This window comes from Zavarzinia sp., from assembly GCF_049306435.1.
Lineage (GTDB): Bacteria > Pseudomonadota > Alphaproteobacteria > Zavarziniales > Zavarziniaceae > Zavarzinia.
Window position 1 is genome coordinate 1 of the sequence record NZ_JBAQRT010000236.1, and the last position, 26,952, is coordinate 26,952.

The following is a 26,952-nucleotide window of genomic DNA, read 5'->3' on the forward strand; positions in this document are numbered from 1 at the left end:
GCCACAGGCCGGTGAAGGCCCGGGGCGCGATCGCCCGCGCCGCCGCCCGTTCCGCCTCATGGGCGAAGACCCCGTCGAGAATGACGCTGCGGCCGGTGGCGAAGGCGGCGGCGGCCTGCTCGAAGAGCGCGCCATAGACCGCTTCGCTCTTGCCCGGGCCATAGGCGTCGGGCGGCAGCGGCTCGGTCTCGGCCACGCCGTTCAGCGCCTTGCGGATCACATCGGTGCGCAGGTGCAGGGCGCCCGGCACGGGGCCGAGGTACGGCGCCAGCGCCCGGCCGAGGGTGGATTTCCCGGTGCCCGACAGGCCGCCGATGGCGAGCAGGCGGGGTTTCGTGTCGGCCAGGCAATCCTCGGCGGCATCGAGGAAGCCGGAGATTTCGGCGATGGGCGCGGGGCCGCCCGTCGCCTGCCAGCGGGCATGGGCGACGAAGGCGCGGATCGCGGCGCGCAGCGCCATGCAGCCCGGCATCAGCGAAGGCCCGCCCGGCCCGACATCGCCATAGGCGTCGAACAGGGCAAGGGCGAGGTCGCCCCGGCCCAGCCGCCGCAGGTCCATGGCCAGGAAGGCGAGATCGTAAAGCACATCGGCGGTCGCGAAGGCATCGTCGAATTCGAGGGCGTCGAAGGGCACCAGGCGGCCCTCGATCAGGCAGATGTTGCCCAGGTGCAGGTCGCCATGGCCCCGGCGCCAGAAGCCGAGGGCCGCGCGCTGCGCCATCATCCGGTCGGCGGCGGCGAAATGCGGGGTCAGACGGCCGAGGAGGGCTTCGATCCGGGCCGCCGGAATTCCGGGTGCCATGGCCCGCAGGGGGGCGCGGCAGGGATCGAGCCGCGCGGTCATGGGCGCGGGCGGCAGGGGCGGGATCGGGCAGGCCTCGTGATAGGGCTTAAGGCGCCGGCCGAGATCGGCGACCATCGCGCGATCGACGCGCCCGGCGGCGAGGGCAAGCGTGCCCAGGGCATCGTCGGGAAAGCGGCGCATGACCACGATGGGCTCGACCGGCGTGCCTTCGCCATCGAGGGCGAGGCGGCCGTCCGCGTCCCGCGTGACATGGGACAGGCGCAGGTAAAGTTCGGGCGCGGTCCGGCGGTTCAGGGCCATTTCCGCCCGGCAGGCCGCCTCCCGCCCTTCGAGGGTGGAAAAGTCGAGATAGCCGAGGTTGACCGCCCGCTTCATCTTGTAGGCGAGGTCGCCCGCCAGGAAGACATAGGCGCAGGACGTGTCGATCCGGCGCGGCAACACGCCGCCATGGGGCCCGGCGGCGCCGAGGAAGGCGATGGTCTCTGTCTGGTCCAAGCAATCGGCCATAGCCCGTCCGTAACATGCGCCGCATTGATTCAGGTCAAGGATTGTTGACCCGGACTGCCCCCAATTACACGGGGAATGTTTCTTTCGATCGAGCGCGCGAATGCGGGAAAAGAGCCGGGACATGGCGGCACAGCAGGCAGGCAGGACCGGGCGCGCCACGGCCGAGGACAATGCCGGCACCAGCCGGCGACGCCACCCGGACATGCATACCTGCGAGCATTGCGAGGCGCGCGGCTTCAACATGTGCAACGCGCTCGATCCGAACGAACTGGCGCGGCTCGCGGCGATCATGTCGGATCAGCGCTTCGACGCCGGCACGACCTTCATCGAGGAAGGCGCCCCGGCGGATGACCTGTTCAACCTGACGTCCGGCACGGTCAAGGTCTTCAAATTGCTGGCCGATGGTCGCTGCCAGATCACCGGTTTCATGATGGCGGGCGATTTCCTCGGCCTGTCGCGTGGCGGCACCTATGCCTATAGCGCGACGGCGATCACGCCGGTGACCTGCTGCCGGTTCCAGCGGCCGCAGTTGCGCGGGCTGTTCAACGAATTGCCCAAGATCGAGCGCCAGATGCTGGGGCTCGCCATGAACGAGCTGATGGCGGCGCAGGACCAGATGGTGCTGCTCGGCCGCAAGACCGCGCGGGAGCGCATCGCGTCCTTCCTGCTGGCCCTGTCCGACCGGGCGGTGCGGCGGGGCCGGCCGGGCAATCCGGTCGACCTGCCGATGACGCGGGGCGATATCGCCGACTATCTGGGCCTGACCACCGAGACCGTCAGCCGGACCTTCACCCAGTTGAAGGGCGAGGGCGTGATCCAGCTGAAAGGCAATCACGGCGTCGACATCATCGACCTCGATGCTCTCGTCGAAATCGCCGGTCAGGAAGACCGCGTGGCATGCTTCCACCCCTTCGACCAGATCGCTTGATCCACCTCAAGGCGGTTGCAATTGCCCCCTGCTAGGGTCGCCATCACATCAGGGAGAGGTCCGCGATGGCAGCGGCATATCAGGTGTCACCACTGGGCGAAGGGCAGGTCGACGCGGCTTTTCCGCTCGCTCATGCCTGCCTCGGAACGCCTGACCTCGGCACCTGGCGCGCGGTCGCCAGGCGTTACGCCGACGGGGACAGCTCCGGCCTGATCGTCGCGGAACGGGATGGTTACATCCGGGGCCTGCTGGCCTATAGCATGGTGCCCTCGCTGAAGGGCGGTCTCGAACTGGTGGTCAACGCCGTTGGCGTGCTCGAGCTGCTGTTTCCCGAACGGGCGGCGCTCGCCCTCGCCGATGCCACGCGGGCGATCGCCCGGGCCCATGCCTGCGAGGAAATCGTCTTCGCCGTGCCGCACGATTCGGAATGGCTGACGGCCCTTCTGTCCGATCATGCCTGGCACGACGCCGGACGCCTGATGGTCGGGCGCCGGGCCATGACCATTGACAGCAATCGCCGCAGCCTTTAGTCCGCGATAGGCCATTCCGGGAGCTAAGCATGTCTTTCAGGACTATTCTCGTGCCTGTCGAGCGGCCGAAGACCGCCCGGCCGGCGCTGCGCCACGCCATTGAATTCGCCCGCGAGGCGGATGCCCATGTCGAACTCTTTCATCCGCAGATCGATCCGGCCCTCCTGATGCCGCCGGTGTTCGACGGTCTGTCGGGCATCGCCTTCGCGCCCGAATTGATCGCCAGCGCCCAGCAGGCGGCCGACGAGCTGAAGGGCGAGATCAAGTCGATGATGGGCGAGGTGCTGGCCGAGCTGGGCTGCGCCGATATCCCCCGCGGCCGCCAGCGTGGCTTCTCGCTGTCTTTCGGCACCATGGTCGGCGCGCCGGAGCGGCTGGTGGGTCGCCGTGCCCGCCTGGCGGATGTCGCGGTGATCGCCCGCACCCCGGCCAGCGTCAGCCGGGGCGAGACCGACAGCCTGAACGGCGCCCTGTGGTCCAGCGGCCGTCCGGTGCTTTTCGTTCCCGGCATCGGCAAGGGCGACGCCGCGCCGGGCCGCAAGCCGTCGCGCATTCTCGTCGCCTGGAACGGCAGCCTGGAAGCGACACGGGCGCTGACCGCGGCGATGCCGCTGCTGGTCGATGCCAGGCAGGTCGATGTCGTCACCTTCGACAAGGCCGTCGACCAGGACGGGCTTGACGATGTCGCCGCCTATCTCGCCGCTCATGGCGTGAGCGCGCGGACGGCGGATATCGCGACGGAGGGTTATCTCCTGTCGAAGGCCCTGTTCGACCGCGTGCTGGAGCTTGACGCCGATCTCATCGTCATGGGCGCCTATACTCACAGCCGGGTGCGTGAATATCTGCTGGGCGGACTGACCCAGGAAATCCTGGAAGGTGCCCCGGTCCCGGTCCTGCTCGCCCATTGAGCGGGCAGGCCGGTCGGAAACATTCGGAAAGGGCGGTCAGGTGGCCGCCTTTTCCTTTTCCGTCTTCTCGCCCTTGCCTTTCGAGAAGGCGAGCTTGTCGATGAAGGCCATCAGCAGGGTCGAGACGACCAGGGTCATGTGGATGGCGATCAGCCAGGCCAGTTCGGTCGACGAGTATTTGTCGACGCTGACGAAAGCCTTGAGAAGCTGGATCGACGAGATCGCCACCATCGACGCGCCGAGCTTGATCTTCAGCGTGCCGGGATCGAGCTTGCCGAACAGGGGCGGCGTGTCCGAACCTTCCTTCACGTCGATTTTCGAGACGAAATTCTCGTAGGAACTGATCACCACCATGGTGATCAGGCCCGCGACCAGCACGAGGTCGATCAGGGCCAGGGTCTCGAGAATGATCGCGGAATCATCCGCGACGCCCAGCGTGCCGATGACATGGAAGAAATCGGCATAGAATTGCCAGATCAGCACCAGCAGCATCAGCGCGAGGCCGAGGTAGAGCGGCACCAGAAGCCAGCGGCTGGCCAGGATGGCCTGTTCGATCAGTCTCTCGAGCATGAAAACCCCCAGGGAACACCGGCGCGAAACTGGGGACGGACACGCCCGAGTTCAAGGGCAAAAGCGCGTCAGAGCGGGCGCGCTGGATCGTCCATGTCTTCATTCTCGTAATGATCGCCGCCCCTGGTCGCGGCAAGACGGGCGTTGGGATCGGCGAAGGAAATGATCATGGCGACGAACAGCAGGCCGGCACCGATCAGATAGGGCAGGGACGGGTCCAGCTTGTAGGCCGGCATGGCGATGAAGGGCATGATCAGGAAGCCGAAGGCATTGGTCGCGTTGTTGAGGCCGGCGATCGCCCCCTGCTCGTGGCGGCGGACGATGAGGGAGGCGACGGCGACATTGCCCGGCCGGGACATGCCCTGGCCAAGGCCGATCATGGTCAGCGCGAAGACGAGGGGGCCGATCTGGTTGGCGAAGGCCATGGCGAGGAAGGCCCCCGCCGCGATCAGAAGCCCGCTGCGCTCGAGCATGGGCGCCGACATGCGGAAGCGGTGGACGATCACCAGCTGGCCGAACAGCGCCGCCATGGAAGCCGCCATCAGGCCGATGCCGGCATATTGCGCGGCATGGTCGAGGGGCAGGGCAAGGCGGTCCATCATGTAGAAGGCGACGGTCTGGATCATGATCGCCTGGGCCGAGGACATCAGCCCGCCATTGACGAGGTTCAGCACGATCCGGCGGTCGAACAGGCGCAGCTTCACCTTGGCGTGGGTCGGCAGCGGCCGCTCCTTCTCGGGCAGATAGCGCCAGATCAGCGCCGCGCTGAGAAGCCCGAGCAGCACGCAGAAATAGAAGGGCACCAGGATGCCGATGATGACGAGGCTGGCCGACAGCCCCGGCCCGATGGTCGCGCCGAGGCCATAGGCGGCGCCGATGGTGGCGACCGCCCGCGTCCGCTCGTCCCGGGTCGTCCGGTCGGCGACATAGGCCTGGGCCGAAGGATTGGCCGCCGAGACGATGAGACCATAGAGCGAGCGGGTCAGGATCAGAATGGGGAAGGCCGCCCCGATCGTCAGCCATTTCGCCTGCGCCGCCTCCAGCGCCAGGGTGAAGAGCAGCATCGACAGGGAAAAGCCGAACAAGCCGATCAGCACTGACAGTTTCCGCCCCAGCCTGTCGGAGCGCCGGCCCCACCAGGGCGTCGTCAGCACCCAGAACAGGGACGACAGCACGAAAATGCTGCCCACCTGCATTTCGGACAGGCCGAGGTCGCGCGCGATGGGCGGCAGGATGGCATAGACCACCGACTGGCTGAATCCCGTGCACATCAGGCCGATGGTCAGGACCAGAAAGGCCCGCCGCCGGTCCCTCGGGTCCATGTGAATGGTCGCCCGCTCCCCCTCGACCGCCTTCTGCCGGGCGGCTTCGTCGATTTTGTCGCTCATGATGTCCGTATGTGCTGGCCGGCAGCCATCATGGGCGAAGCGGGGCGAGTCGTCACGCGGTGGGTTGCTGCTGGCCTTTAACAGCGACGAGCTTGTTGCATACGGCAAATTGCCGTATTCTTGAGCCCAGCAGGAGAATGCTTCCATGGCCAAGACGGCAGACATTCCCATGGCCCGGCTGGAGGCCCGCATTCCGCAGCAGGTCTATGAGACCATGCAGCGGGCGGCTCAGCTTCGTGGCATGACATTGACTGGCTATCTGATGGCGACGGCGGGCGAGGATGCGCGTCGTGTGGTCGAGGATGCCGAGATCATGCGCCTCTCCCGGGCCGAACAGCAACGCTTCGCCGAGGCGCTGGTCCAGCCGGCGGAGCCCAATGCCCGGCTGCTGCGCGCCGCCCGGCGGCACAAGAGCCTCATCGAACCAAGGTGAGCCACCGGTTCGCGATCGAGGCCCTGTCCAGGGACCATGACCGGGCGGCCTTCGTCTGCGGCAACGAGAGGATCGACAGCTATTTCCGGACCGCGGTGTCGCAGGATGTGAAGCGCCACTATGCGACCTGCTTCGTTGCCCGGGACCTGTCGACTGGTCGGGTCGCGGGCTTCTACACACTCTCGTCCAGCCATGTGCCGCTGATCGACATCCCCGAACAGCTCGCTGCGAAACTGCCACGTTATCCGACGGTGCCCGCGGTGCTGATCGGGTGGTTGGCCCGTCACAGCGACTTCGCGGGTCTTGGCCTTGGGGAAGCCTTGCTGTTCGACGCCATCAAGACGGTCGCTTCGGCACCGATCGGTGCCCACGCCATTTTCGCCGACGCGATCGATGCGCCGGCCTTGGCCTTCTATGAGGCCTATGGCTTTACCGCCCTGAAGGATCAGCCGCGCCGGCTCTATTTGCCTGTGGCAACCGCCCTGTCGGCCCTGAAGCCTTGAGGGCGGTTGCCCGGCCGAGGCTTACCGCCAGCCGGCGCGGTCCAGCAGCTGGACGGCGGCGGCGTTGTTCTTGCCGAGTTCGTCGATCGGCAGCGTGTCGCGCTTGAAGTCGCCGAAGCCCTGCACGACCGAGGAGGGGGCGCCGCCCTTTAGGATCGGAAATTCATTGTTCGCCTCGGCGAAAATGTCCTGGGCTTCCGGGCTGGCCAGATATTCGAGGAATTTGATCGCCGCCGCCTTGTCCGGGGCATGGGCGGCGACGCCGGCGCCCGAGACGTTCACATGGGTGCCGAAGGTCTCCTGATTGGGGAAGAAGATCCCGACCCTGGCGACGATCTCCTTGTCCTCCGGCTTGTCGGAGGCGGCGATGCGGGCGAAGTAATAGTGGTTCACGATGGCGACATCGGCCTCGCCGACCGCGACCGCCTTGATCTGGTCGGTATCGCCGCCCTTGGGGGCGCGGGCGAAATTGGCGACGATGCCCTTGGCCCAGTCTTCGGCCTTGGCTTCGCCCAGATGGGCGATCATGGCCGCCGTCATCGACTGGACATATTCGTTGTTGGACGAGCGGGACAGCACGCGGCCCTTCCATTCGGGTGCGGTCAGCGCCTCATAGGTCGAGAGTTGCCCGGGCTTCACCTTGTCCTTGTTGTAGACGATGACGCGGGCGCGGGTGGCGAAGGCGTACCAGAGACCGCTCGGCTCGTGGAACTGGTCCGGCACAGCGGCCTGGAGCTTGTCCGAGGTCACGGGCTGGAACAGGCCGGCGGCCTGTGCACGCCACAGGTTGGCGGCATCCGTCGTGATGAAGATGTCGGCCGGGCTGTTGGCGCCTTCCAGCTTCATGCGCTCGACGAGTTCCGCCGCCTTGCCCTGGATCAGGTTCACCGAAATGCCCGTCTCTTCCTTGAACTTGCCGAACAGGATTTCGTCGGACGGATAGTGACGGGACGAATAGATGTTCAGCTCCTCGGCCCGTGCCTGGCCGGCGACGAGGCCGAGACCCAGGGCGAGAGTGGCGATCAGACGGCGCATCCAGATCCTCCGATGCAAATTAATGCAAATGGTTCGCAATAGCGTTGGCAATATGGTCCGCGGAAGATGGCAAATCAACCCCTGCCATTGCGGCACCCCGGCGGCTGGGCTACAAGGGCGTCAATCCAATCCAGCTATGTTAAGCGAATAGAGGGCAGGGCCGATGGCTTCCTACCAATACGTCTATGTGATGAAGGATCTGTCCAAGACCTATCCGGGTGGGAAGACGGTTCTGAAGAATGTCTGGCTGTCGTTCCTGCCGGGCGCGAAGATCGGCGTTCTGGGCGGCAACGGCGCCGGTAAGTCGACCCTGATGAAGATCATGGCTGGCCTCGATACCGAGTTTCAGGGCGAGGCCTGGGCGGCCGAGGGCGTGAAGGTCGGCTATCTGCCGCAGGAACCCCCGCTCGATCCCAAGCTCGACGTGCTCGGCAACGTCATGATGGGCGTCAAGGAGATCAAGGACCTCCTGGACGAGTTCGAGGCGGTTTCGGCCCGCTTCGGCGAGGACCTGACCGACGACGAGATGAATGATCTCATCACCCGCCAGGCCGAATTGCAGGAACAGATCGACGCCAAGGACGCCTGGGACATCCAGCGCCATGTCGAGATCGCCATGGACGCCCTGCGCTGTCCGCCCGGCGATTCCGAGGTGACCAAGCTCTCCGGCGGCGAGAAGCGCCGCGTCGCGCTGTGCCGCCTCCTGCTCGAGAAGCCGGACATGCTGCTGCTCGACGAGCCGACCAACCATCTGGACGCCGAGTCCATCGCCTGGCTGGAAAACTTCCTCGAGAATTACGAGGGCACCGTGGTCGCGGTCACCCACGATCGTTACTTCCTCGACAATGTCGCGGGCTGGATCCTCGAAATGGACCGTGGCCAGTGCCTGCCCTTCGAAGGCAATTACACCGGCTGGATGGAGCAGAAGCGCAAGCGCCAGGAAATCGAGAAGAACCAGGAAGAGTCGCGCCAGAAGGCGATCGAGCGCGAACTGGAATGGATCCGCGCTTCGCCCCGCGCCCGCCAGTCCAAGTCGAAGGCGCGTATCGCGGCGTTCGATGATCTGGTGGCAAGGCAGGGCGACCGCGAGATCGGCCGCTCGACCATCGTCATTCCGCCGGGCCCCCGCCTTGGTGGTCTCGTCGTCGAGGCGAAGAATGTCTCCAAATCCTTCGGTGACCGGCTGCTGATCGACAATCTGTCGTTCAACCTGCCGCCGGGCGGCATCTGCGGCATCATCGGCCCGAACGGCGCCGGCAAGACCACGCTGTTCCGCATGATCACCGGCGTCGAGAAGCCCGACGCGGGCGAGATCCGTATCGGCGATACCGTGGTCATGGGCTATGTCGACCAGTCGCGCGATGCCCTCGATCCCAACAAGACGGTGTGGGAGGAAGTCTCGGGCGGTTACGAGATGCTGACCATCGGCAAGCGCGAGATCCAGAGCCGGGCCTATCTCGGCTCGTTCAACTTCCGCGGCGCCGACCAGCAGAAGAAGGTCGGTATGCTCTCGGGTGGTGAACGCAACCGGGTGCATCTCGCCAAGATGCTGAAGTCGCAGTCCAACTTCCTGCTGCTCGACGAGCCGACCAACGATCTCGACGTCGATACCCTGCGCGCCCTCGAAGAGGCGCTGCTCGATTTCGCCGGTTCGATCATGGTGATCTCGCACGATCGTTACTTCCTCGATCGCATCGCGACCCACATCATGGCCTTCGAGGGCGAAAGCCATGTCGAATGGTTCGAGGGTAACTACCAGCAGTACGAGGAAGACCGGCACCGCCGTCTCGGCACCGATGCCGACCAGCCGCACCGGATCAAGTACAAGCCGCTGACGCGCGGCTGAGGTGCCTCCCGGCCCCCGTCCGCGGGGGCCGGACCGGCTCAGGCCGCGTTGTAGACGTCGATTTCCTCGCCGATGAAGATGGGCGAGTCGCTGTAATCGACGAAATTGATGTGATCGAGGAACAGCTCCGAAGCGGCACGGCCGCCTTCGGGCGTGCTCAGGTGATCGAGCATGGCGCCGATCGAATCCCAGTATAGCGCGTCGATGCCGTCATAGGGCTGGGGCGTGCCGCGCGCGGCGGTCAGGGCCTGGGAGATTTCCTCGTGCGCCGTCACGTTCTGGACATAGCGGCGAATGCCCAGCAGCTTGGCCCGCTCGGCCGCCATGGGACCGTGGACATTACGCCAGTATTTCAGGAACTGCTCCCGGCTCATGCCCGGCTGGCGCCTCATGCAGACCATCAGTTTTATCATTTAGTCCAGCTCCCGCATCTTGTTCTTCTTGTTGTCACCGTGCCGGGGGTAATCTTTGCCCCATGACGATGATCGAAAACCGCCCCTTTGACGAACTGTCCGTCGGCGATGCCGCCGTGATCGAACGTCGCCTCACCCGCGAGGATGTCGCAACCCTTACATCCTTGACCGGGGACCTCAATCCCTTCCTCGTCGACCCTGCCTTCGCCTCCGCGCACAGGTATGGCGAGCCCGTCGCGCCGGCGCCCTGGGCCGTGGCGCTGGTCTCGGCGGTGATCGGTACCAGATTGCCGGGGCCGGGGACCATCATCCTTTCGCAGCGTCTCGAATATCGCCGGCCGGTCGGGCTCGACGACACGCTGCGGCTGACGATCAAGGTGCTGGAAAAGGCCGAGGGACGCCGCGTCGTCCTCGGCGTCGAAGGCGAGACCAGCCCGGGGCACCCGGTGCTGACCGGTAGCGTCGAGGTGCTCGCCCCGCAGGAGAAGATCCGCCGCGAGGCGATGGGCCTGCCCGAGATCCGCCTGTTGCGGAAGGGCGCGCGCCTGGCCGGTCTGATCGAGCGGGCGGTGACCTTCCCCTCGCTGAAGGTCGCCGTCGTGCATCCTTGCGACGCTTCGTCGCTGGGCGGCGCGATCGAGGCCCGGGACCTCGGCCTGATCGAACCCGTGCTGGTCGGGCCGGAAGCGCGCATCCGCGCCGTCGCGGAAAAGATGGGGGTTTCGCTGGAGGGGATGCGCATCGTCCCGGTCGAGCATTCCCATGCCGCGGCCGACATGGCGGTCGAACTGGCCCAGGCCGGCGAGGTCGAGGGCCTGATGAAGGGCAGCCTTCACACCGACGAGATCATGGGCGCGGTGGTCGGCCACAAGGGCGGCCTGCGCACCGACCGGCGCCTGTCCCATGTCTTCGTCATGGATGTGCCGAATTACCCCAAGCTGCTGGCAGTCACCGACGCGGCGGTGAATATCGCCCCGACCCTCGAGGAAAAGCGCGACATCGCGCAGAATGCGATCGACCTCGCGCTGGCGCTGGGGATCGAGTCGCCCAAGGTCGCCGTCCTCTCCGCGGTCGAGACCGTGACGTCCAAGATTCCCTCGACCGTCGAGGCGGCGGCCCTGTCCAAGATGGCCGAGCGAGGCCAGATCACCGGCGGCATCGTCGATGGTCCGCTGGCATTCGACAATGCGATTTCGGCCGAGGCGGCGCGGACGAAGCATATCGTCTCGCCGGTGTCGGGCCAACCGGACATCCTGCTCTGCCCCAATCTCGAATCCGGCAACATGGTCGCCAAGCAGCTGGGCTATCTCGCCGACGGCGAGGCGGCGGGCATCGTCCTCGGCGCCCGGGTGCCGATCATCCTGACCAGTCGCGCCGATGGGCCGGCGGCCCGCGCCGCCTCGGCCGCCCTCGCCGTCCTGCGGGTGCGCTGCGCGCCCGCCAAGGGTGAATGACATGACGGTCGATCCCGAGGGTATCGTCTTCGTCATCAATGCCGGCTCGTCCAGCGTCAAGTTCCGCATCGCCGACGTGAAGGGCAGGGCGCTCTATGAGGGCTCGATCAGCGGCATCGGCAGCCATCCCGCCTTCAAGCTGAAGGATGGCGAGGGCAAGGCCATCCCCATGCATCTCGCCCCCGAGCAGATGGACGAGCAGGAAGACGCCCTCGACCTGTTGCTCGCCCTCGCGGCGGAGCGTCTGCCGGGGCGGCCCATTCTGGCCGCCGGACACCGGGTGGTGCATGGCGGGCTGGAATTCGACAGGCCCACCCTCGTCGATGACAGCGTGCTCGATCGGCTGGAGGCGCTGGTGCCGCTGGCGCCGCTGCACCAGCCGCATAATCTCGCGGCCATCCGCACGCTGGAGGGCTTGCGTCCCGATCTGCCGCAGGTCGCCTGTTTCGACACGGCCTTTCACTTCGGACAGAGCCGGGTCGCGCGCCTGTTCGGCATTCCGCGCGCCCTGATCGACGAAGGCGTATTCCGTTACGGCTTCCATGGCCTGTCCTATCAGGCGATCGCCGGGCGCATGGCGCCGATCATGGGCGAGGGGGCGCGGGGCAAGGTGATCGTCGCCCATCTCGGTAACGGCTGCAGCATGTGCGCGATGGACAACGAAAAGTCGGTCGCCACCACCATGGGCTTCACCGCGCTCGACGGTCTCGTCATGGGCACGCGCTCGGGCACCATCGATCCCGGCGTCGTGCTCTATCTGATGGAACAGAAGGGCTACAGCCCGGCACGGATCGCCGACATGCTCTATCGCGAGTCGGGTTTGCTCGGCGTCTCGGGCATTTCCAACGACATGCGCGATCTCCTGGCCTCGCCGGAGCCCGCGGCGGCCGAGGCGGTCGATCTGTTCGTGCACCGTATCCTGCGCGAGATCGGCTCGCTGATGATGGTGCTGGGCGGGCTGGACGGCATCGTCTTCACGGCGGGGATCGGCGAGAACGCCGCGCCCGTGCGCGCCCGGGTGATCGAGGGGCTGAGTTTCCTTGGCGCCGAACTCGATGCTGCTGCCAATGAGGCGAACGGGCCTCGCATCACCTCGGCCGAGAGCCGAATCAGCGGCTTCGTCATTCCGACCGACGAAGAGGCGGTCATCGTCACCGAGACGCTGGCCCTGCTGTCCTAGCGCGCTGCGCTCAAATGCCGCACTGCGGCAATTTCAGGCGCCGACGCAGCGTTTCCGCCGATTCGGCCGGATCGGGCCAGGGCTCGCGCGGGGAATGGCCCCAGACCGGACCCGGCCAGGCCGGGTCGCCCTCGGTCCTCGCGATCACATGGATGTGCAACTGGCGGACCATGTTGCCGAGGGCGCCCATGTTGATTTTTGTTCCCAGATCCCGCAGGGCAGCCATGCTTTGGTGCAATTCCTCCCAGAGCATCCGGGCTTCATCCGGTTCGAGATCCAGCAGTTCGACCAGGCCGGCGCGGCGCGGCACAAGGATAAGCCAAGGGTAGCGGCACTCGTTCATCATCAGGACGCGGCACAGCGGCAGCTCACCCAGCGTCACCGTGTCGGCGGCCAGGCGAGGGTCGAGCAAGAAATCGGTTGCGCGGTTGGTCATTTGGCCTTGTACCATATCCGTCATGAATGGAAGAACCGACCGTAGCCATGATTTTTGCGTTCGGTTTATTGTGAGTGCCGCATGATCACAATTCGCACCCTGGATGCGGCCGAAGCCTGGGCCGCCATTCCCGCTCTCGCCGACCTTCTGGTCGAAGCGGTGGACGCGGGGGCTTCGGTTTCCTTCATGGCGCCCCTGGAGTTCGGCGACGCCATGGCGTTCTGGACCGAAGTGGCCGGGAGTGTCGCCCATGGGCAGCGGATCCTGATCGTCGCGGAACAAGCCAACCGCCTCGTCGGCTGCGTCTATCTCGACCTCGTTCCGACACCCAACCAGAATCACCGGGCGGAAATCGCCATGCTGATCGTCGCCCTCGAGGTGCGCCGGCACGGTGTCGGCAAGCGCCTGATGGTGGTGGCCGAATCGCAGGCGGCGAAGGAAGGGCGAACCCTGCTCACCCTCGACACGAGGGCCGGCGACAAGAGCGAGAAACTCTATCGCGCCATGGGCTGGACCGAGGTCGGCCGGGTGCCGCGCTATGCCCGCGCCTCGACCGGCAGGCTGGAGGACACGGTGTTCTTCTACAAGGAATTGCCGCGCGCCAAAGACCTGGCGGCGGAATAGCGATGCATCCCAATCGCGCCCTGATCGGCGTCCCCGGTGGGCGGGCTGACCTGGCGACACCGGCGCTGGTGCTCGATCTCGCGGCATTCGAGCATAATCTGGCGGCCATGGCGGCGGCGGCGCGGGCATCCGGCCTCGCCCTTCGCCCCCATGCCAAGACCCATAAATGCCAGGCCATCGCGGCCCGCCAGCTGGCGGTGGGGGCCATCGGTCTCTGCGTCGCAAAGACCGGCGAGGCAGAGGCGCTGGCCTCGACCCCGGGGTTGCGCAGTCTGCTCGTGACCTCCCCGGTGATCGGCGCCTCGGCCCTGGCAAGGCTGGCGGGCGTCGCCGCGCGGTTACCCGAGCTTCTGGTGGCCGTCGACAGCGATGCCGGCGCCGGGGCCCTGTCGGCCGCGGCCACCAAGGCCGGGGTGCGCATCGGTGCCGTCGTCGATATCGATCCCGGCATCCACCGAACCGGCGTTGCCGGGCCGGCGGCGGCGGCGGCGCTGGCGAGGACGGTCGCCAATCTGCCGGGCCTGTGGTTCGCCGGGCTGCAATGCTATGCCGGCCATGCCCAGCATATCGAGGATTTCGCGACAAGGGCCGAGATCGCCCGCATGGCCCTCGCCGACATGGCGGCGGCGGCGGAAATGCTGCGGGACGCGGGCCTGCCGCCGCCCATGCTGACCGGCGGCGGCACCGGCACATTCGCGCAGGAAGCCGGGTTTGGTGTCCTGACGGAGTTGCAGGCCGGGTCCTATGTCTTCATGGATGTCGAATATGACGCGGTGGCGCTGGAGGCCGGTGGCGCGGGGCCGTTCCGCGCCGCGCTCTTCGTCGATGCCCGGGTGATCAGCGCCAATACCGCCGATTTCGTCACGGTCGATGCCGGTTACAAATCCTTCGCCACCGATGGGCCGAAGCCCCGGGTTGTCGCCGGCGCGCCTGCGGACAGCGAATTCGCCTTCATGGGCGACGAGCATGGCGCCATCTTCGCAGCCCTGCCCCTTGGCGGCCTCGTGCGGTTGCAGGCGCCGCATTGCGATCCGACAGTGAACCTCCACGACGTCATCCACGTCCTTGATGGCGACACGCTGGTCGACATCTGGCCGGTCGAGGCGCGCGGGCGCAGCGCCTGAGGCGGCTCAGGGCGCCAGTCTTTCCGCCTTTCTCAGGCTGGGAAACAGATGCATCCAGGCGATCGCGACCGTGATCGTGCCGATGCCGCCGATGATGCCGGCCTCGACCACGCCGAACAGGCCCGCGGTCATGCCGGACTCGAATTCGCCCAGCTGGTTCGAGGCGCCGATGAACAGCGAATTCACGGCATTGACCCGGCCGCGCATGTCGTCGGGCGTCGACAACTGCACGAGGCTCTGACGGATCACGACCGAGATATTGTCGGCGGCGCCGAGGACGATCAGCGCGGCGATCGACAGGGCAAGATTGGTCGAGGCGGCGAAGATCACGGTGCACAGGCCAAAGACGACGACCGAGGCGAAGAGCTTGGTGCCCACGCCCCGCTCGAGATCCAGGCGATCGATGAAAACGGACATCAGCACGGCGCCAACGGCCGGTGCAGCGCGCAGCAGCCCGAGGCCCCAGGGACCGGCGTGAAGGATATCGCGCGCGAAGATCGGCAGAAGCGCGGTGAAGCCGCCCAGCAGCACGGCCACCATGTCGAGCGACAGGGCGCCCAGCAGGATCGGGCGCCGGCGGATGAAGGACAGGCCGAGAAAGGCGGTCGACAGGCTCATGGGCTCGGCGGGGCGCGGTTTCTCGCGCAGGCGCAGGGGTACGAGCGATACGGCGGCAAACAGGAACAGAAGGGCGGACAGGCCGAGCGGGACATAGGCACCGAAGGCGAACAGGAGACCGCCCAGCGAGGGGCCGAGGATGGTCGCCGTCTGCATCGCCGAGGAGGAAACAGCGACCGCGCGCGGCAGGACCGACAGGGGCACGATACCGGGCAGCAGGGCGGCCATGGCCGGCCGCTCGAACGTGCGGGCGGCGCCGAGGATGACCAGCCCGGCGAAAATCGCCGAAACGCCCATCAGGCCGGTCGCGGTGCCGACCGTCAGCACGGCGATGGTCAGGCCCTGAACGATCTGCGACAGGCTGACGATGCGCCGCCGGTCGAAACGATCGGCGACCGAGCCGACGACGAAGGTCAGCAGCACCATGGGCAGGAACTGGGCAAGGCCAGCCAATCCCAGGAGATAGGCGCTGTCGGTCAGATCGTAGATCAGCCAGCTGAAGGCGACCGACGACATCTGGAAGGCGAGGGAGCCGAGCACCCGCGATGTCCAGAACATGATGAAGGGCGGCGATCGGCGCAGCGACAAGGGGAGGGCATCATCGGGCAGGACGGTCACGGGCAAGGCTTCCGGGCAGGGCGGGGAAGCCTAGCAGCGACACCCCGGGCCGGCATCAGCCGCCCGGGCGGGTGTGTCATGCAGCGGACGGGAAGCAATCTTCAGGGCAACTGCCGGGCGAGGCGGGCGAATTCCGCGATGCCGAGTTCCTCGGCCCTCGCGGTCGGGGCGATCCCCGCCGTCTCCAGCAGGGTCTCGGGCGGGATGCCGAGGCCCTTCAGGCTCTGGCGCAGCATCTTGCGGCGCTGGCCGAAAGCCTGGGCCGTTACCCGCTCCAGCGACGACAGGCGGCAATCATGTTCTGGCGCCGCCATCGGCCACAGGCCGACGACGGTCGAGGTGACCTTGGGCGGCGGCACGAAGGCCTTGGGGTTCAGGTCGAAATGATGGCGCACCCGGCACCGCCATTGCGCCAGGATCGACAGACGGGAATAGGCGTCGTCGCGCGGCGCCGCGGTCAACCGCTCGGCCACCTCGCGCTGGAACATTAGGGTGAGCGAGCGCCACCAGGGTGGCCAGGGATCGGCCGACAGCCAGCGGATGAGCAGGGCGGTGCCGACGTTATAGGGCAGATTGGCGACGATCTTCGCCGGCTGCCCGCCCAGCACCGCCGCTTCGTCGATCTCGAGGGCATCGCCCGGGATCACCGTCAGCCGGCCCGGCTCATAGGCGGCGGCGATTTCCGCCAGGGCTTCCAGGCAGCGCTCGTCCCGCTCGACCGCGACAACCCTCGCGCCTGCCGCGAGCAAGGCGCGGGTCAGCCCGCCGGGGCCGGGGCCGACTTCATAGACGAGGTCGCCGGGCGCGATTTCGGCCGCCCGGGCGATCCGCGCGGTGATGTTGAGATCGAGGAGGAAGTTCTGGCCCAGCGTCTTTTTCGCGGCAAGGCCATGGCGCGCGATCACGTCGCGCAAGGGGGGCAGGTCGTCGATGCTCATGCGGCGCGGGCCTTGGCCATGGCGGCGGCCATGGCGAGGGCGGACATCAGGCTCTGCGGATTGGCCTTGCCGGTGCCGGCGATATCGAGGGCGGTGCCATGATCGGGCGAGGTGCGGACGAAGGGCAGGTTCAGGGTGACATTCACCCCCTCGTCGAAATCGAGGGTCTTCAGCGGGATCAGGCCCTGATCGTGATACATGCAGATCGCGGCGTCATAGCGGTTGCGGGCGGCGGCGTGGAAGGCGGCATCGGGCGGCACCGGGCCGAAGGCATCGATCCCCTCGGCCCGCAGGGTGGCGATCGCCGGGGCGATGATCTCGATCTCCTCGCGGCCGAGAAGGCCCGACTCGCCCGCGTGGGGGTTCAGCCCGATGACGGCGAGGCGAGGGGCGGCGATGGCGAAATCCTGGCGCAGCGCCCGCGCCGTCGCCCGCGCGACCTCGAGAATGGCCGGAACCGACAAGAGGCCGGGCACCGCCGCCAGTGGCACATGGACCGTGACCAGCGTGACGCGAAGGCGCGGCGAGGCCAGCATCATGACCGAGCGGGCGCCACCGCCGGCAAGGGCGGCGAGAAATTCCGTATGGCCGGGATGGTCTAGACCGACAGCCTTCAGCGACTGCTTGCGAATGGGATTGGTGACGACGGCCGCGACCTCGCCGGCCTGGGCAAGACGCACGGCCCGCGTGATCGATTCGACGATGGCGGGCGCGTCGGCTTCGTCCACCCGGCCCGCCTCGCCATGGATCGGGGCTTCGAGGGGCAGGACCGGCAGGGCTTCGGCGAAAAGCTGGGCGTCGACCTCGGCCAGGCTGCCGACCTGCGCCAGCGGCACGTTGAGGCTGAGACGTTCGGCAAGACGGGCAAGGCGGGCGGGCTGGTCCAGAAGGACGAAGCGCGGCGAATGCTCGCCGCGCTCGATCCAGGCCTTGAGGGCGATTTCCGCCCCGATGCCCGCCGGCTCGCCGCAGGTCAGGGCCAGCGGGGCGAGGTCCGGCATGGGGTCAGCGGACCTCGATCGTCGCCGTCCGGCGCAGATCGCGCAGGTAACGCCGCGCCAGCATGGCCATCTGCTGGTCTTCGAGGCTGCGCTGCACGGCGTCGCGCATCATGGCGTTCTGGGTCTGGTCGTCGCGACCGCACAGCACGAGAAGATGCAGGCCATCGGTCGAGCGGACCGGACCGCCGGCCTCGCCGACCTTCAGGCCGTCGATGGCGTTGCGATATTCGACCGGCAGATCCTTGATGTTCAGGCGGCCGACATCGCCGAAGGTGGCGTCGGGCAGGCTGTCGAGGACATTGCGCGGCACCGAACAGCCGCTGATCGACGACTTGGCGTCATTCAGTTGCGCGGTCAGCTGGTCGATGGTGGCGGCATCCGCCGAGATATTGGCCGGGACGAACAGCTGTTTCAGTTCGACCAGAACCACTTCGGGCGGCGGCGGCTGGGTCTGCCGGCGGTCGCGGATGCCGAGGATGTACCAGCCGCCGGGCGCGCGTACCGGCGGCGAAATGGAATTCACCTGCATCTGGCCAAGGGTGTCGTCGAGTTCGCTGGACAACTGGCCGGGCAGGATCCAGCCGATATCGCCGCCATTGGCGGCCGAGGGCGCCTGCGAATATTGCCGCGCCAGGGCCGAGAAGCGGGCACCGCCGCGAATCTGGTCGAACAATTGCTGGGCCAGGGCTCGGGCCGGGCCTTCCTGTTCGGGATTGTCGACCGCGACCATGAGTTCGGAGACGAGGCTTTCGGGCCGACCCGCGTTGGCCTTGATGCGGTCGACGGCCGCCTGAATCTGCTCGGCACCGACCGACAGGCGGCCCTGATAGCGCCGTGACACCACCTGGTTCCAGGCCAGTTCGGCCCGCAGCTGACGCTTCAGCGTGGTGGCGGAAGTGCCGGCCTGTTTCATCAGCTGGTCGAATTGTTCCAGCGTCACCTTGTTCGACTGCAGGACCTGCTGGAAGCTCTGTTCCACCTGTTCCTCGGTGATGGTGACGCCCTGCTTGCGGGCTTCCTGCAGCTCGAGCGCCTCGTCGACCAGCGATCGCAGGGCGGTCAGCCGGGCGGCCCTGGCCGCTTCCGGGCTGTAGGGAACGCCGGTGGTGACGAGAAGCAGGCGCACGCGCTGTTCGACGTCGAAGGCCGAAACCATCTCGTCGTTGACGACGGCGGCGATGCCGACTTCCGTCGCGGGGGGCGGCGCGGCCGGTGCCTGGCCGCGTGGCGTGGCCTGGGCCGCGGCGCTGTCCGTCGTTCCGGTGACGAGAAGGGCGAGGGCCAGTGAGTAGACCGCAGTAAGGACGAATAAGCGCATTGTCGATCGATCTTCTGGTCGGTTGCCGTTCATCGGGGCAGGGGCCGCCCGCAGTGGTTCACGGACCGCAATCCGGTCGGCGCAGCATAGTCCCTGGCCGGCGGAAGGGAAAGCCCTGCGGCTCGTGAGCGGAGTTGGAACATATTGGATTACATCCCGAGATTGCGCAGGCGAAGCACGACATTGACGGACGTATCCGGTTCGATGTCGCGATCGCGCGTCGTGTCGCGGCGGTAGACGGTGCCGACCTCGATGCATTCGTCGGTGTAGAAGATGCCGAGACCGGTCGAGAGCGAGGTATTGGAATCGTTCAGCCGCTGCCGTGTGTCGCCGTAGACGCTCCAGTTTTCGGTCACCTTGGCCTGGCCGGCGATATAGATTTCGTCGCGGTCGGTCTGGTTCGCCACGCCGCTGGCATCCTTCACCGAGGTATAGCCGATATAGGCCTGCACGCGCTTGCCGGTGATGATCGCCCTTATGTCGTTGCGGTTGAACGACAGGTCTTCCTTGTCCAGGCGGAAGTTGTGCTGCAGCTCGAGCCAGTAGGTCGGCGTGTAGGTGATGGCGCCGACGAAATCCGAACGGCCGTGACCGATCCCCGCGCTGTCGTCATAGACTTCGTTGGTCTCGTTGAATTCGTAGCTTTCGCCGAAAAAGACCGAGAGGGTGGTGCCGTCGTCGCCGTAATAGGCGCTGCGCAGGCCGTAGACGAAGCGCGATCCCGAATCCCAGCGATCGTAACCGCTGAAGCGGTTGACGGCGAAGAGGTTGGTGTCGTCGAACTCGAAGTTCTGGCTGTCTTCGTTCGAGATCTTGTCGGACAGGGGAACGCTGGGGGCAAGGACGATTTGCGCGATCGGCTCGATCACATGGCGGCCGCCCTCCATGGTGCGCACCAGGGGATAGCGCATCTCGAGCGAGGCCTTGGGCAGAAGGCGCGTCGTCGAGCCCGAGACGTCGTTATTTTTGTCGCCATCAACATAGACGTCCTCGCTGTTGAAGACGTCGCCGCGAACCGACAAGTCGAGGGTGAAGACGGTGCCGAGATCGGTGATCCAGGGCCGTTGCCAGGCGGCGCCCAGGCTGAAGCGGCGCTGGCTGGTGCCTTCGTCCCGGCTGATGGCGATGCCGCTGGCGGTCAGATCCAGGCGGCCGCCGATCTGTTCGGGCTCGACCACCCAGCTGGCATAGCCCAGCGGCAGGACCAGCGGGGTCTGGCCCGGATCGGCGGAATTGCGCAGATCCTGGAAGCTGTAGCTGATGATCGAGGCGTAGGAGCGGCCATAGAAGCCCTCGGCATAGATGTCCGAGGTCAGGTAATTGGGGGACGAGAAGCTGAAACGTTTCAGATAGGTATCCGATGTCGCCCGTTCGGCATTGAAGCCGATGCGCCAGTTGTCGTTCACCTGCCAGTCGCCCTTGGCGAAGAGGTGACCGCGGAAGGCGTCATCGCCGGTATCCGTGCCATCATCGGAATATGAATTGCCGTAACCGGCGCTGAACTGCGCGAGCAACTGGCCCTTCGAGAACAGCTGCCGGTAGTCGCCGGTGACATAGGGGCCTTCCTCGGTCGTGTAATGCGGCGTCAGGGTCAGGTCGGTGGCATCGTCGATCGCCCAGAAATAGGGCGTGGCGATGTGATAGCCGAGCCGGTCGCTGCCGCCGATCCGGGGCGAGAGGAAGCCGCTGAGGCGCTTCACGCTGGGGTCGGGGTGGGAGAAATAGGGCGTATAGGCGACGGGAACGCCGAAGACCTCGAAGGTCGCGTCCTCATATTCGATTTTCTTGGCCGCCTGGTCGTGGGTGACCTTGACCGCCTTGACCTGCCACAGCGGCGCCCGCTCGGGGTGTTCGACGCAGGGCAGGCAGGGGCTGTAGACCGCCTGTTCGAGGGTCGTCACATTGCCGTCGCGCCGGATCGCCCGGACCGCGGCGGCGCGGGAATCATCAGCGAACAGCAGCTTGATGGTCTGGACGAACCCCTCGCGCAGCTGGTCGTCCAGCTCGACATAGTCGGCGAAGAGCACTTCCCCGCTCGGCTCCAGCAGCGAGACATTGCCGCTGGCCGCGACGATCCGGCTGTCCTCGAAATAGGTGATCTTGTCGGCCATCAGCACCCGTTCGCCCTGGGCGATTTCCACCTTGCCGGTGGCGGTGACCGTATGGCTGTTCGGATTGTAGATGATTTCGTCGGCGATGATCTGCACCGGCCCTTCGGGCGTCGCGATGCCGCCTGGCAGGCTCTGGGCGACCGCGAGGGTCGGCCCGCCGATGGCGACGAGGCCGAGCACCAGGGCAATGGCCGTCCGGTTGCGCAGGGTGCGCAGGCTCGGCCGGGACATGTCGTTCACGGGGCTTCGGGCGGCCATCAACCATCTTCCATATGAAACAGGAGCGAAATGCCGACCAGGGTCGCGGCGATCGCGGGCCCCCAGGAAGCAAGAATGATCGGAACACTTTCGGCGATGCCAAGAGCCCGGGCAATGTCGGAAACCACGAAAAGCACGAATCCCGCGATGCCGCCGAGGCCGATCAGCATGGCGACGCCGCCGCGGCGGGAATTGCGCAGGGAAACCGTCGCGGCCACCAGCACCATCGAGCACAGGATGAGGGGGAGCGAGGCGAGGCTGTGCCACTGCACGAGATAGCGGGTGGAAGAGAAGCCGGCCGCCTCGAGCCGCTTGGCGAAGTCGGGAATCGCCCAGAAGGAAATCGAGTCGGGATTGGCCAGGCTCTGCTGGATGTCCTCGGGGTGCAGATTGGTGGCCAGACGGTAGACCGGGACGGCCTTGGCCTGAAGATCGGGCTCGATCAGCCAGACATCGCTGAGGGTCCAGACGTCATTGTCGTATTTGGCGCTGAAGGCTTCGACCCGACGCAGGAATTTCTCGCGCGGATCGAACATGAAGACGACGACGGCGCTCAGCCGCAGGCCGCCGTCCGAAGCGGCCAGGGCGTGGATGACGGCGCTGCCCTGTTCGTCCGACTGGCGCAGCCAGATGCCGCTTTCGGTCACGGTCGACAGGCTCGAGGAGGTGCCCTTGATGTAGAAGGATTCGAGCTGGCGGTAATGGTAGTTCAGCGCCGCCGTCCACGGGTTGATCACACCCACGGTGAAAATGCCCAGCAGCAGCGCGACCATCATCGGCGGCGCCAGGAACTGCCAGACCGAAAGCCCGGCCGCCCGCGCGATCACCAGTTCGTTGGACCGGGTCATGCGGGCGAAGGTCCACATGGCGCCGAACAGACAGGCGAAGGGCAGGGCCATGGTGGCGAGGCCCGGCAGTTTCATCGCCGACATCTGCATCAGGGTGAAGAAGTCGACGTCGGTGCCATTCACCCGCGACGCCCGCCGGGTCAATTCCAGCAGGTCGACCATGTAGATGAGGGCGATCACCGGCGCGAAGACGAGGGCGAGGCCCGAAAGATAGCGCCGCATCATGTAGAGCGCGAAGACCGGGGCAAGACGCAGCATGTCAGACGGCCTCCACGTTCAGCCCGGGCGGCGCCTCGGCGGGGACGGAGCGGCGGGGCGGCCTCAGCACCCAGAGAGCGATGAAGGTCGCGGACAGCGGCACGAAATAAAGCAGGGGCGCCAGCGCCGGCATCGAGGTGACGAGGCCCGAGACCCCGAGCTCGCTGACGCGGAGCGCGAGGGCGAGCACGGCGGCGATGGCCGAGCGGAGATATTTGCCCCGCCGGGAATATTCGCCCGACAAAAGGCCGCAGGCCGCGATCAGCGCGAGCGGCAGGGCATAGAGCGGCGACGACAGCCGCTTGTGCGCCTCGGTCAGCAGCTTGGCGGCGTTTTCCTGATCGGCCGGGGTGGTATAGGGCGGCAGAAGTTCGGTCAGGAAGCGCTCGCCCGGTTTCAGCCAGCGGACGTCGTTCGCCCCGCCGAAGGAGCCAAGGTCGAGAACATAACGCTCGAAACTGAGGTAGGAGCCCTTGCCGGTGAAAAGCTCGCTTTCCTGCCGGTTGCCGTTCATCAGCAGCACCTTGGTGCCTTCGCCTTCCGGCAGCAGGGTGCCCCGCTCGGCCATCATGGTCACGGCCATGTCGGGGCGGCGCGCGTCATAGACGAGAATGCCGCGAAGTTCACCGGTCGACAGGCGCTCGCGGACATAGACGGTCAACCCGTTGACCGGCTCGGTGAATTCACCGTCCTGCAGGAAGACGGCGGCCAGATCGCCCCGGATTTCCGTGATTTCGTTGCGGAAGGAGCGCAGGCCGAGCGGCGTCACATAGACATTGAGCGCGAGGGATATGGCGGTGACCACCAGCGCGAGCTCGACCGCCGGCCGGATCAGGCGCCAGACCGAGATGCCGGACGCCGCCATCACGATCAACTCGCTGTCCTGCCACAGGCGGTAGAAGGCGAACATCACGGCGCAGAACAGCGACAAGGGCAGGATCATCGACAGCGCGCCGGGGATCAGCAGGGCGGTCAATTCCAGCAGGGTCTGCAGCGACAGGCCCTTGTTCACGATCAGGTCGACGGTGCGCAGCGACTGGCCGACCAGCATCACGCCGGTCAGCGTCAGCGTGAAGAAAATCATCGGGCCGGCGATCTGGCGCCTGATATAGGAAGTCATGCGACTCATGGCGCGCGACTATAGCCTCCGCCCGGTGCGGGTGATAGAGCGGCAAGATCCCGCGCTTTCCGGCGTGCCGCCGAAGCCGCGCCCGACGAAGAGGTAGTAGGTGCCCTTCGGATCGGCATAGGGCCGCATGGTGACCTCGGCCGGAGGCCCCAGCGCCGTGAAGGCCGCGGCGAGGTCGGGCGGCAGGCTGTTCCGGCGCGACACGATCACGGCATCACAGCCCTTCGCGTCGGCGAGATCCAGCACCATGGCGAAATGATCTTCCGGCGGTGTGCCCTCGGGCGACCAGCGGCGGATCAGGGCCCCACTGTCGCGCAGATGGTAGATGAGTTCGGCCGTGGCGCCGCGCTCGGTGGTGATCACGGCAAGCGGATGGTCGGGATCGGCGAGGCGAAGCGCCTCCACCTCTTTCGCCAGCACGTCCCAGCCCCTGATCCAGCGGAAAGGATCGGTCTGCCGCGTCAGGCCAAGGAAAGGCACATGGCCGACCGCGAGGGCGATCGCCAGCACGGCGAAGGCGCCAGCATGAAACCACAGCGCCGCCCGCAGCAGCCGGGGATAATCGAGACGGACGAGCGCCGCGACGATCAGCACGCAGAGCGCGGGGAAGGCGACCGCCGCCCAATTGCCGTGAGCGCGCGACAGGAAGGCCTGCGCGATCAGCAGCCCGAGAATGGGCAGGGAAAACCACGCCAGCAAGCGAATGCCCGGATCGCGGAACAGTCCGCGCGGCCGGACCAAGAGGGCCAGCAGGGCGATCGCGAAAATGGGGCCGAGGATCGCGACCTGATCGCCGAGGAAATCGATCACGCCGGCAATATTGCCGACATGCTGGCCGACACTGGCATTGGCCGCCGTGTGCTTGAAGGTCTCGAAGCCCGTGAGGGCGTTCCAGACCAGATTGGGCGACAGCACGACGAGGCCGATGGCGACCGCCAGCAGGAAGCCGCCGACAGGGCGACGGCCCCGCGGTTGCAGGGCGACCAGGATGGCCGCCGGCACCAGGAAATAGGCCATGGCGTATTTCGCCAACATGCCGATGCCGAGAAAGAGCCCGGTCAGCATCCACCATTTCGCCCCGCGCAGCGCCAGCGCCCGCTCGAAGGCCCAGAGGGCGCCGACCCAGGCGGTCAGGACCAGGGGATCGGTCGAGATGATGAAGCCCGAGAAGGCGATGCCGGGCAGGGTGGCGAAGGCGATCCCGGACAGGAGGCCGACGCGGACCCCGAACAGGTTGCGGGCGAAGAGATAGACGAAGATCGGCGCGATGCCATAGGCGATGGGCGAGGCCGCCTTGACGCAGGCCGCCGAGTCGCCGCAGAGCGCGGTCGTGCCGGCGATGGCCCAGCCGATCAGCGGCGGCTTCGAGAAATAGCCGAAGGCGAGGTCCTGGCCCCAGAACCAGTATTGCGCCTCGTCGAGGTAGAGCGGCATGGCGCCGATCCAGAGGACGACAAGCCGCAAGACCGCGAGGCCGAGCGCCAGCGAAACCACGAGGCGCAGGGCCGCGCGGTCTTCGATGGCGGCGGCGGGGGCAGGGGCGAAGTTCATGCGCTGTCAATAACCGGGCCATGCTCCGCTGTCGAGCGGGCTTCCCAACGGCCCGCGCGCGTACCAAGATGCGGCACGCCGGCCGGATGCCCGGCCAAGATGCTTGCTGGAGTGATGTACACGATGAAGATCGCCTTTGCTGCGCCCGCGCTGCCGTCTTCGGGCACGGTTGCCGTGCTCGCCCTCGACGACAAGGTGCTCGGTCCCTCGGCCCAGACCCTCGACAAGATGTCGGGTGGCGCCATCGGCCGGGCGCTGGCCGCCAGCCGTTTCAAGGGCAAGCGGGGCGACATTCTCGAAGTGCTGGCGCCGGCCGGTCTCGACCTCGATCGCATCATCGTCGCCGGCATCGGCAAGCCGGAGGCGCTCGACGCCCTGGCCGCGCAGGCTTTGGGCGGCGGTCTCGTGGCGCGGCTGGCCCTGTCGGGCGAAACCGCCGTGCAGCTGATGGTCGACGAGATCGACGGCCTGCCCCTGCCGACTGCGGAAATCGCCGCCAATGCCGGCTATGGCGCCCTGCTGCGCTCCTATCGGTTCGACAAATACCGCACGACCAGGAAGGCCGACGAGAAGCCGTCCCTCGCCAAACTCGTGATCGGGGTCGACAAGGACGGTGCCGCCCGGAAGGCGTTCCAGATCCTCGAGAAGATCGCCGATGGCGTGTTCCTCACCCGCGATCTGGTCTCGGAACCGGCCAATATCATTTATCCCGAATCCTTGGCGAAACAGGCCAAGTCCCTGGAAAAGCTGGGTGTCGAGGTTGAGATTCTGGGCGAGTCCCAGATGTGGAAGCTCGGCATGGGCGCGCTCCTCGGCGTTGGCCAGGGCAGCGAGCGGGAAAGCCAGCTCGTCGTCATGCGCTGGCAGGGCGGCAAGGCCAAGGAGGCCCCGGTCGCCTTCATCGGCAAGGGCGTGACCTTCGACACCGGCGGCATTTCGATCAAGCCGGCCGGTGGCATGGAAGACATGAAATGGGACATGGGCGGCGCCGGCACGGTGATCGGCCTGATGAAGGCGCTGGCCGGGCGCAAGGCCAAGGCGAATGTCGTCGGTGTCGTCGGCCTCGTCGAAAACATGCCGTCCGGCACGGCGCAGCGCCCGGGCGATGTCGTCACCTCGATGTCGGGCCAGACCATCGAGGTGATCAACACCGATGCCGAAGGCCGCCTCGTGCTGTCCGATGCCCTGTGGTACACGCAGGACCGCTTCAAGCCGAAGTTCATGATCGATCTCGCCACCCTGACCGGCGCCATCATCATCGCGCTCGGCCACGAATATGCCGGCCTGTTCTCGAACAACGACGAATTGTCAAGTCGCCTCGCCGCCGCCGGCAAGGCGACGGGCGAAGGCGTGTGGCGGATGCCGATGGGCGATGCCTATGATAAGCTGATCAACTGCGATATCGCCGACATGCAGAACACCGGCCAGGACCGTTCCGGCGGCTCGATCACCGCGGCCCAGTTCCTGCAGCGTTTCGTCAAGGACGTGCCCTGGGCCCATCTCGACATCGCCGGCACGGCCTGGGCCAAGAAGGACCAGCCGACTGTGCCGCGCGGCGCGGCGGGGTGGGGCGTCCGCCTGCTCGACCGTCTGGTCGCCGACCACTACGAAGGCAAGTAA

The 26,952-nt window shown here is 66.6% G+C and carries 25 protein-coding genes; 11 read left to right on the forward strand and 14 right to left on the reverse strand.

Going from position 1 to position 26,952, the window contains the following annotated elements:
• The coding region (locus WAZ62_RS13700; protein ID WP_422644095.1) for an AAA family ATPase at positions 1-1,312 on the reverse strand (1,312 nt) is incomplete at its 3' end.
• Positions 1,313-1,433: 121 nt separating this feature from the next.
• Here WAZ62_RS13700 and WAZ62_RS13705 point away from each other — a divergent pair.
• The 3 genes from WAZ62_RS13705 to WAZ62_RS13715 all read left to right on the forward strand — a co-directional run bounded on the left by WAZ62_RS13705 (position 1,434) and on the right by WAZ62_RS13715 (position 3,678).
• Complete coding sequence (locus tag WAZ62_RS13705; protein WP_422644096.1) at positions 1,434-2,240, forward strand: Crp/Fnr family transcriptional regulator; 807 nt, start codon at positions 1,434-1,436, stop codon at positions 2,238-2,240.
• A gap of 65 nt (positions 2,241-2,305) precedes the next feature.
• Positions 2,306-2,770, forward strand: a complete 465-nt coding sequence (locus WAZ62_RS13710) for a hypothetical protein (protein ID WP_422644097.1) — start codon at positions 2,306-2,308, stop codon at positions 2,768-2,770.
• Positions 2,771-2,799: 29 nt separating this feature from the next.
• Complete coding sequence (locus WAZ62_RS13715; RefSeq protein WP_422644098.1) at positions 2,800-3,678, forward strand: universal stress protein; 879 nt, start codon at positions 2,800-2,802, stop codon at positions 3,676-3,678.
• Positions 3,679-3,714: 36 nt separating this feature from the next.
• Here the strand turns inward: WAZ62_RS13715 and WAZ62_RS13720 are convergent, their stop codons facing one another.
• The gene (locus tag WAZ62_RS13720) at positions 3,715-4,248 is read right to left on the reverse strand and encodes a TIGR00645 family protein (RefSeq protein ID WP_422644099.1); all 534 of its coding nucleotides are present in this window, start codon (positions 4,246-4,248) and stop codon (positions 3,715-3,717) included.
• Positions 4,249-4,316: 68 nt separating this feature from the next.
• Positions 4,317-5,636, reverse strand: coding sequence for an MFS transporter (locus WAZ62_RS13725; protein WP_422644100.1), 1,320 nt, complete (start codon positions 5,634-5,636; stop codon positions 4,317-4,319).
• A gap of 145 nt (positions 5,637-5,781) precedes the next feature.
• Here WAZ62_RS13725 and WAZ62_RS13730 point away from each other — a divergent pair, with 145 nt between their 5' ends.
• Both WAZ62_RS13730 and WAZ62_RS13735 read left to right on the forward strand, forming a co-directional pair.
• Complete coding sequence (locus WAZ62_RS13730; protein ID WP_422644101.1) at positions 5,782-6,069, forward strand: DUF1778 domain-containing protein; 288 nt, start codon at positions 5,782-5,784, stop codon at positions 6,067-6,069.
• Entirely contained in the window at positions 6,066-6,572 is a 507-nt protein-coding gene (locus tag WAZ62_RS13735; RefSeq protein WP_422644102.1) for a GNAT family N-acetyltransferase, read from the forward strand. Before WAZ62_RS13730 ends, WAZ62_RS13735 begins: the two co-directional genes overlap by 4 nt.
• Positions 6,573-6,593: 21 nt before the next feature.
• On the opposite strand, the gene WAZ62_RS13740 is transcribed toward WAZ62_RS13735, so the two are convergent.
• The gene (locus tag WAZ62_RS13740) at positions 6,594-7,607 is read right to left on the reverse strand and encodes a Fe(3+) ABC transporter substrate-binding protein (protein WP_422644103.1); all 1,014 of its coding nucleotides are present in this window, start codon (positions 7,605-7,607) and stop codon (positions 6,594-6,596) included.
• A 163-nt stretch (positions 7,608-7,770) separates the two neighbouring features.
• Here WAZ62_RS13740 and ettA point away from each other — a divergent pair, with 163 nt between their 5' ends.
• Entirely contained in the window at positions 7,771-9,453 is a 1,683-nt protein-coding gene (gene ettA / locus WAZ62_RS13745) for an energy-dependent translational throttle protein EttA (RefSeq protein WP_422644104.1), read from the forward strand.
• A gap of 38 nt (positions 9,454-9,491) precedes the next feature.
• Here the strand turns inward: ettA and WAZ62_RS13750 are convergent, their stop codons facing one another.
• Positions 9,492-9,854, reverse strand: coding sequence for an EthD domain-containing protein (locus tag WAZ62_RS13750; RefSeq protein WP_422644105.1), 363 nt, complete (start codon positions 9,852-9,854; stop codon positions 9,492-9,494).
• A gap of 74 nt (positions 9,855-9,928) precedes the next feature.
• Here WAZ62_RS13750 and WAZ62_RS13755 point away from each other — a divergent pair, with 74 nt between their 5' ends.
• Together WAZ62_RS13755 and WAZ62_RS13760 are read left to right on the forward strand one after the other, a co-directional pair.
• Positions 9,929-11,320, forward strand: coding sequence for a bifunctional enoyl-CoA hydratase/phosphate acetyltransferase (locus WAZ62_RS13755; protein ID WP_422644106.1), 1,392 nt, complete (start codon positions 9,929-9,931; stop codon positions 11,318-11,320).
• Between the two features lies 1 nt (position 11,321).
• Positions 11,322-12,500: an acetate/propionate family kinase gene (locus WAZ62_RS13760; protein ID WP_422644107.1), complete on the forward strand. Its 1,179-nt coding sequence runs from the start codon at positions 11,322-11,324 to the stop codon at positions 12,498-12,500.
• Positions 12,501-12,510: 10 nt separating this feature from the next.
• On the opposite strand, the gene WAZ62_RS13765 is transcribed toward WAZ62_RS13760, so the two are convergent.
• On the reverse strand, positions 12,511-12,936 hold the full coding sequence (locus tag WAZ62_RS13765) for an HIT domain-containing protein (protein ID WP_422644108.1): 426 nt from the start codon (positions 12,934-12,936) through the stop codon (positions 12,511-12,513).
• 81 nt (positions 12,937-13,017) lie between these two features.
• On the opposite strand from WAZ62_RS13765, the gene WAZ62_RS13770 reads away from it, so the two are divergent.
• Together WAZ62_RS13770 and WAZ62_RS13775 are read left to right on the forward strand one after the other, a co-directional pair.
• Positions 13,018-13,560, forward strand: a complete 543-nt coding sequence (locus tag WAZ62_RS13770; protein WP_422644109.1) for a GNAT family N-acetyltransferase — start codon at positions 13,018-13,020, stop codon at positions 13,558-13,560.
• 2 nt (positions 13,561-13,562) lie between these two features.
• Complete coding sequence (locus WAZ62_RS13775; RefSeq protein ID WP_422644110.1) at positions 13,563-14,684, forward strand: alanine racemase; 1,122 nt, start codon at positions 13,563-13,565, stop codon at positions 14,682-14,684.
• A 6-nt stretch (positions 14,685-14,690) separates the two neighbouring features.
• Here the strand turns inward: WAZ62_RS13775 and WAZ62_RS13780 are convergent, their stop codons facing one another.
• The 8 genes from WAZ62_RS13780 to WAZ62_RS13815 form a co-directional block, all read right to left on the reverse strand.
• Complete coding sequence (locus WAZ62_RS13780; RefSeq protein ID WP_422644111.1) at positions 14,691-15,920, reverse strand: MFS transporter; 1,230 nt, start codon at positions 15,918-15,920, stop codon at positions 14,691-14,693.
• Between the two features lie 101 nt (positions 15,921-16,021).
• Positions 16,022-16,858, reverse strand: coding sequence for a 16S rRNA (adenine(1518)-N(6)/adenine(1519)-N(6))-dimethyltransferase RsmA (gene rsmA / locus WAZ62_RS13785; RefSeq protein WP_422644112.1), 837 nt, complete (start codon positions 16,856-16,858; stop codon positions 16,022-16,024).
• The gene (gene pdxA, locus WAZ62_RS13790; protein WP_422644113.1) at positions 16,855-17,859 is read right to left on the reverse strand and encodes a 4-hydroxythreonine-4-phosphate dehydrogenase PdxA; all 1,005 of its coding nucleotides are present in this window, start codon (positions 17,857-17,859) and stop codon (positions 16,855-16,857) included. The genes rsmA and pdxA overlap by 4 nt, the downstream gene beginning before the upstream one ends.
• Before the next feature lie 4 nt (positions 17,860-17,863).
• On the reverse strand, positions 17,864-19,177 hold the full coding sequence (locus WAZ62_RS13795) for a peptidylprolyl isomerase (protein WP_422644114.1): 1,314 nt from the start codon (positions 19,175-19,177) through the stop codon (positions 17,864-17,866).
• 149 nt (positions 19,178-19,326) lie between these two features.
• A complete protein-coding gene (locus WAZ62_RS13800; protein ID WP_422644115.1) occupies positions 19,327-21,546 on the reverse strand; it encodes an LPS-assembly protein LptD in 2,220 nt (739 codons plus the stop codon).
• On the reverse strand, positions 21,546-22,652 hold the full coding sequence (lptG, locus tag WAZ62_RS13805; protein WP_422644116.1) for an LPS export ABC transporter permease LptG: 1,107 nt from the start codon (positions 22,650-22,652) through the stop codon (positions 21,546-21,548). Before lptG ends, WAZ62_RS13800 begins: the two co-directional genes overlap by 1 nt.
• Position 22,653: 1 nt before the next feature.
• The gene (gene lptF / locus WAZ62_RS13810) at positions 22,654-23,781 is read right to left on the reverse strand and encodes an LPS export ABC transporter permease LptF (protein WP_422644117.1); all 1,128 of its coding nucleotides are present in this window, start codon (positions 23,779-23,781) and stop codon (positions 22,654-22,656) included.
• A gap of 9 nt (positions 23,782-23,790) precedes the next feature.
• Positions 23,791-25,332 carry an ArnT family glycosyltransferase gene (locus WAZ62_RS13815; RefSeq protein ID WP_422644118.1) on the reverse strand — a complete coding sequence of 514 codons (1,542 nt, stop codon included), beginning with the start codon at positions 25,330-25,332 and terminating at the stop codon, positions 23,791-23,793.
• Positions 25,333-25,455: 123 nt separating this feature from the next.
• On the opposite strand from WAZ62_RS13815, the gene WAZ62_RS13820 reads away from it, so the two are divergent.
• Positions 25,456-26,952, forward strand: a complete 1,497-nt coding sequence (locus WAZ62_RS13820) for a leucyl aminopeptidase (protein ID WP_422644131.1) — start codon at positions 25,456-25,458, stop codon at positions 26,950-26,952.

Excerpts from the sequence above, each read along its gene's own strand:
- WAZ62_RS13725 (WP_422644100.1), bottom strand. The coding sequence starts at position 5,636 with ATGAGCGACAAAATCGACGAAGCCGCCCGGCAGAAGGCGGTCGAGGGG.
- WAZ62_RS13815 (WP_422644118.1), bottom strand. The coding sequence starts at position 25,332 with ATGAACTTCGCCCCTGCCCCCGCCGCCGCCATCGAAGACCGCGCGGCC.
- pdxA (WP_422644113.1), bottom strand. The coding sequence starts at position 17,859 with ATGCCGGACCTCGCCCCGCTGGCCCTGACCTGCGGCGAGCCGGCGGGC.
- lptF (WP_422644117.1), bottom strand. The coding sequence starts at position 23,781 with ATGAGTCGCATGACTTCCTATATCAGGCGCCAGATCGCCGGCCCGATG.
- WAZ62_RS13730 (WP_422644101.1), top strand. The coding sequence starts at position 5,782 with ATGGCCAAGACGGCAGACATTCCCATGGCCCGGCTGGAGGCCCGCATT.
- WAZ62_RS13720 (WP_422644099.1), bottom strand. The coding sequence starts at position 4,248 with ATGCTCGAGAGACTGATCGAACAGGCCATCCTGGCCAGCCGCTGGCTT.
- WAZ62_RS13770 (WP_422644109.1), top strand. The coding sequence starts at position 13,018 with ATGATCACAATTCGCACCCTGGATGCGGCCGAAGCCTGGGCCGCCATT.
- WAZ62_RS13795 (WP_422644114.1), bottom strand. The coding sequence starts at position 19,177 with ATGCGCTTATTCGTCCTTACTGCGGTCTACTCACTGGCCCTCGCCCTT.
- lptG (WP_422644116.1), bottom strand. The coding sequence starts at position 22,652 with ATGCTGCGTCTTGCCCCGGTCTTCGCGCTCTACATGATGCGGCGCTAT.
- WAZ62_RS13765 (WP_422644108.1), bottom strand. The coding sequence starts at position 12,936 with ATGACCAACCGCGCAACCGATTTCTTGCTCGACCCTCGCCTGGCCGCC.
- WAZ62_RS13715 (WP_422644098.1), top strand. The coding sequence starts at position 2,800 with ATGTCTTTCAGGACTATTCTCGTGCCTGTCGAGCGGCCGAAGACCGCC.
- rsmA (WP_422644112.1), bottom strand. The coding sequence starts at position 16,858 with ATGAGCATCGACGACCTGCCCCCCTTGCGCGACGTGATCGCGCGCCAT.
- WAZ62_RS13760 (WP_422644107.1), top strand. The coding sequence starts at position 11,322 with ATGACGGTCGATCCCGAGGGTATCGTCTTCGTCATCAATGCCGGCTCG.
- WAZ62_RS13820 (WP_422644131.1), top strand. The coding sequence starts at position 25,456 with ATGAAGATCGCCTTTGCTGCGCCCGCGCTGCCGTCTTCGGGCACGGTT.
- WAZ62_RS13710 (WP_422644097.1), top strand. The coding sequence starts at position 2,306 with ATGGCAGCGGCATATCAGGTGTCACCACTGGGCGAAGGGCAGGTCGAC.
- WAZ62_RS13705 (WP_422644096.1), top strand. The coding sequence starts at position 1,434 with ATGGCGGCACAGCAGGCAGGCAGGACCGGGCGCGCCACGGCCGAGGAC.
- WAZ62_RS13775 (WP_422644110.1), top strand. The coding sequence starts at position 13,563 with ATGCATCCCAATCGCGCCCTGATCGGCGTCCCCGGTGGGCGGGCTGAC.
- WAZ62_RS13755 (WP_422644106.1), top strand. The coding sequence starts at position 9,929 with ATGACGATGATCGAAAACCGCCCCTTTGACGAACTGTCCGTCGGCGAT.
- WAZ62_RS13800 (WP_422644115.1), bottom strand. The coding sequence starts at position 21,546 with ATGGCCGCCCGAAGCCCCGTGAACGACATGTCCCGGCCGAGCCTGCGC.
- ettA (WP_422644104.1), top strand. The coding sequence starts at position 7,771 with ATGGCTTCCTACCAATACGTCTATGTGATGAAGGATCTGTCCAAGACC.
- WAZ62_RS13740 (WP_422644103.1), bottom strand. The coding sequence starts at position 7,607 with ATGCGCCGTCTGATCGCCACTCTCGCCCTGGGTCTCGGCCTCGTCGCC.
- WAZ62_RS13750 (WP_422644105.1), bottom strand. The coding sequence starts at position 9,854 with ATGGTCTGCATGAGGCGCCAGCCGGGCATGAGCCGGGAGCAGTTCCTG.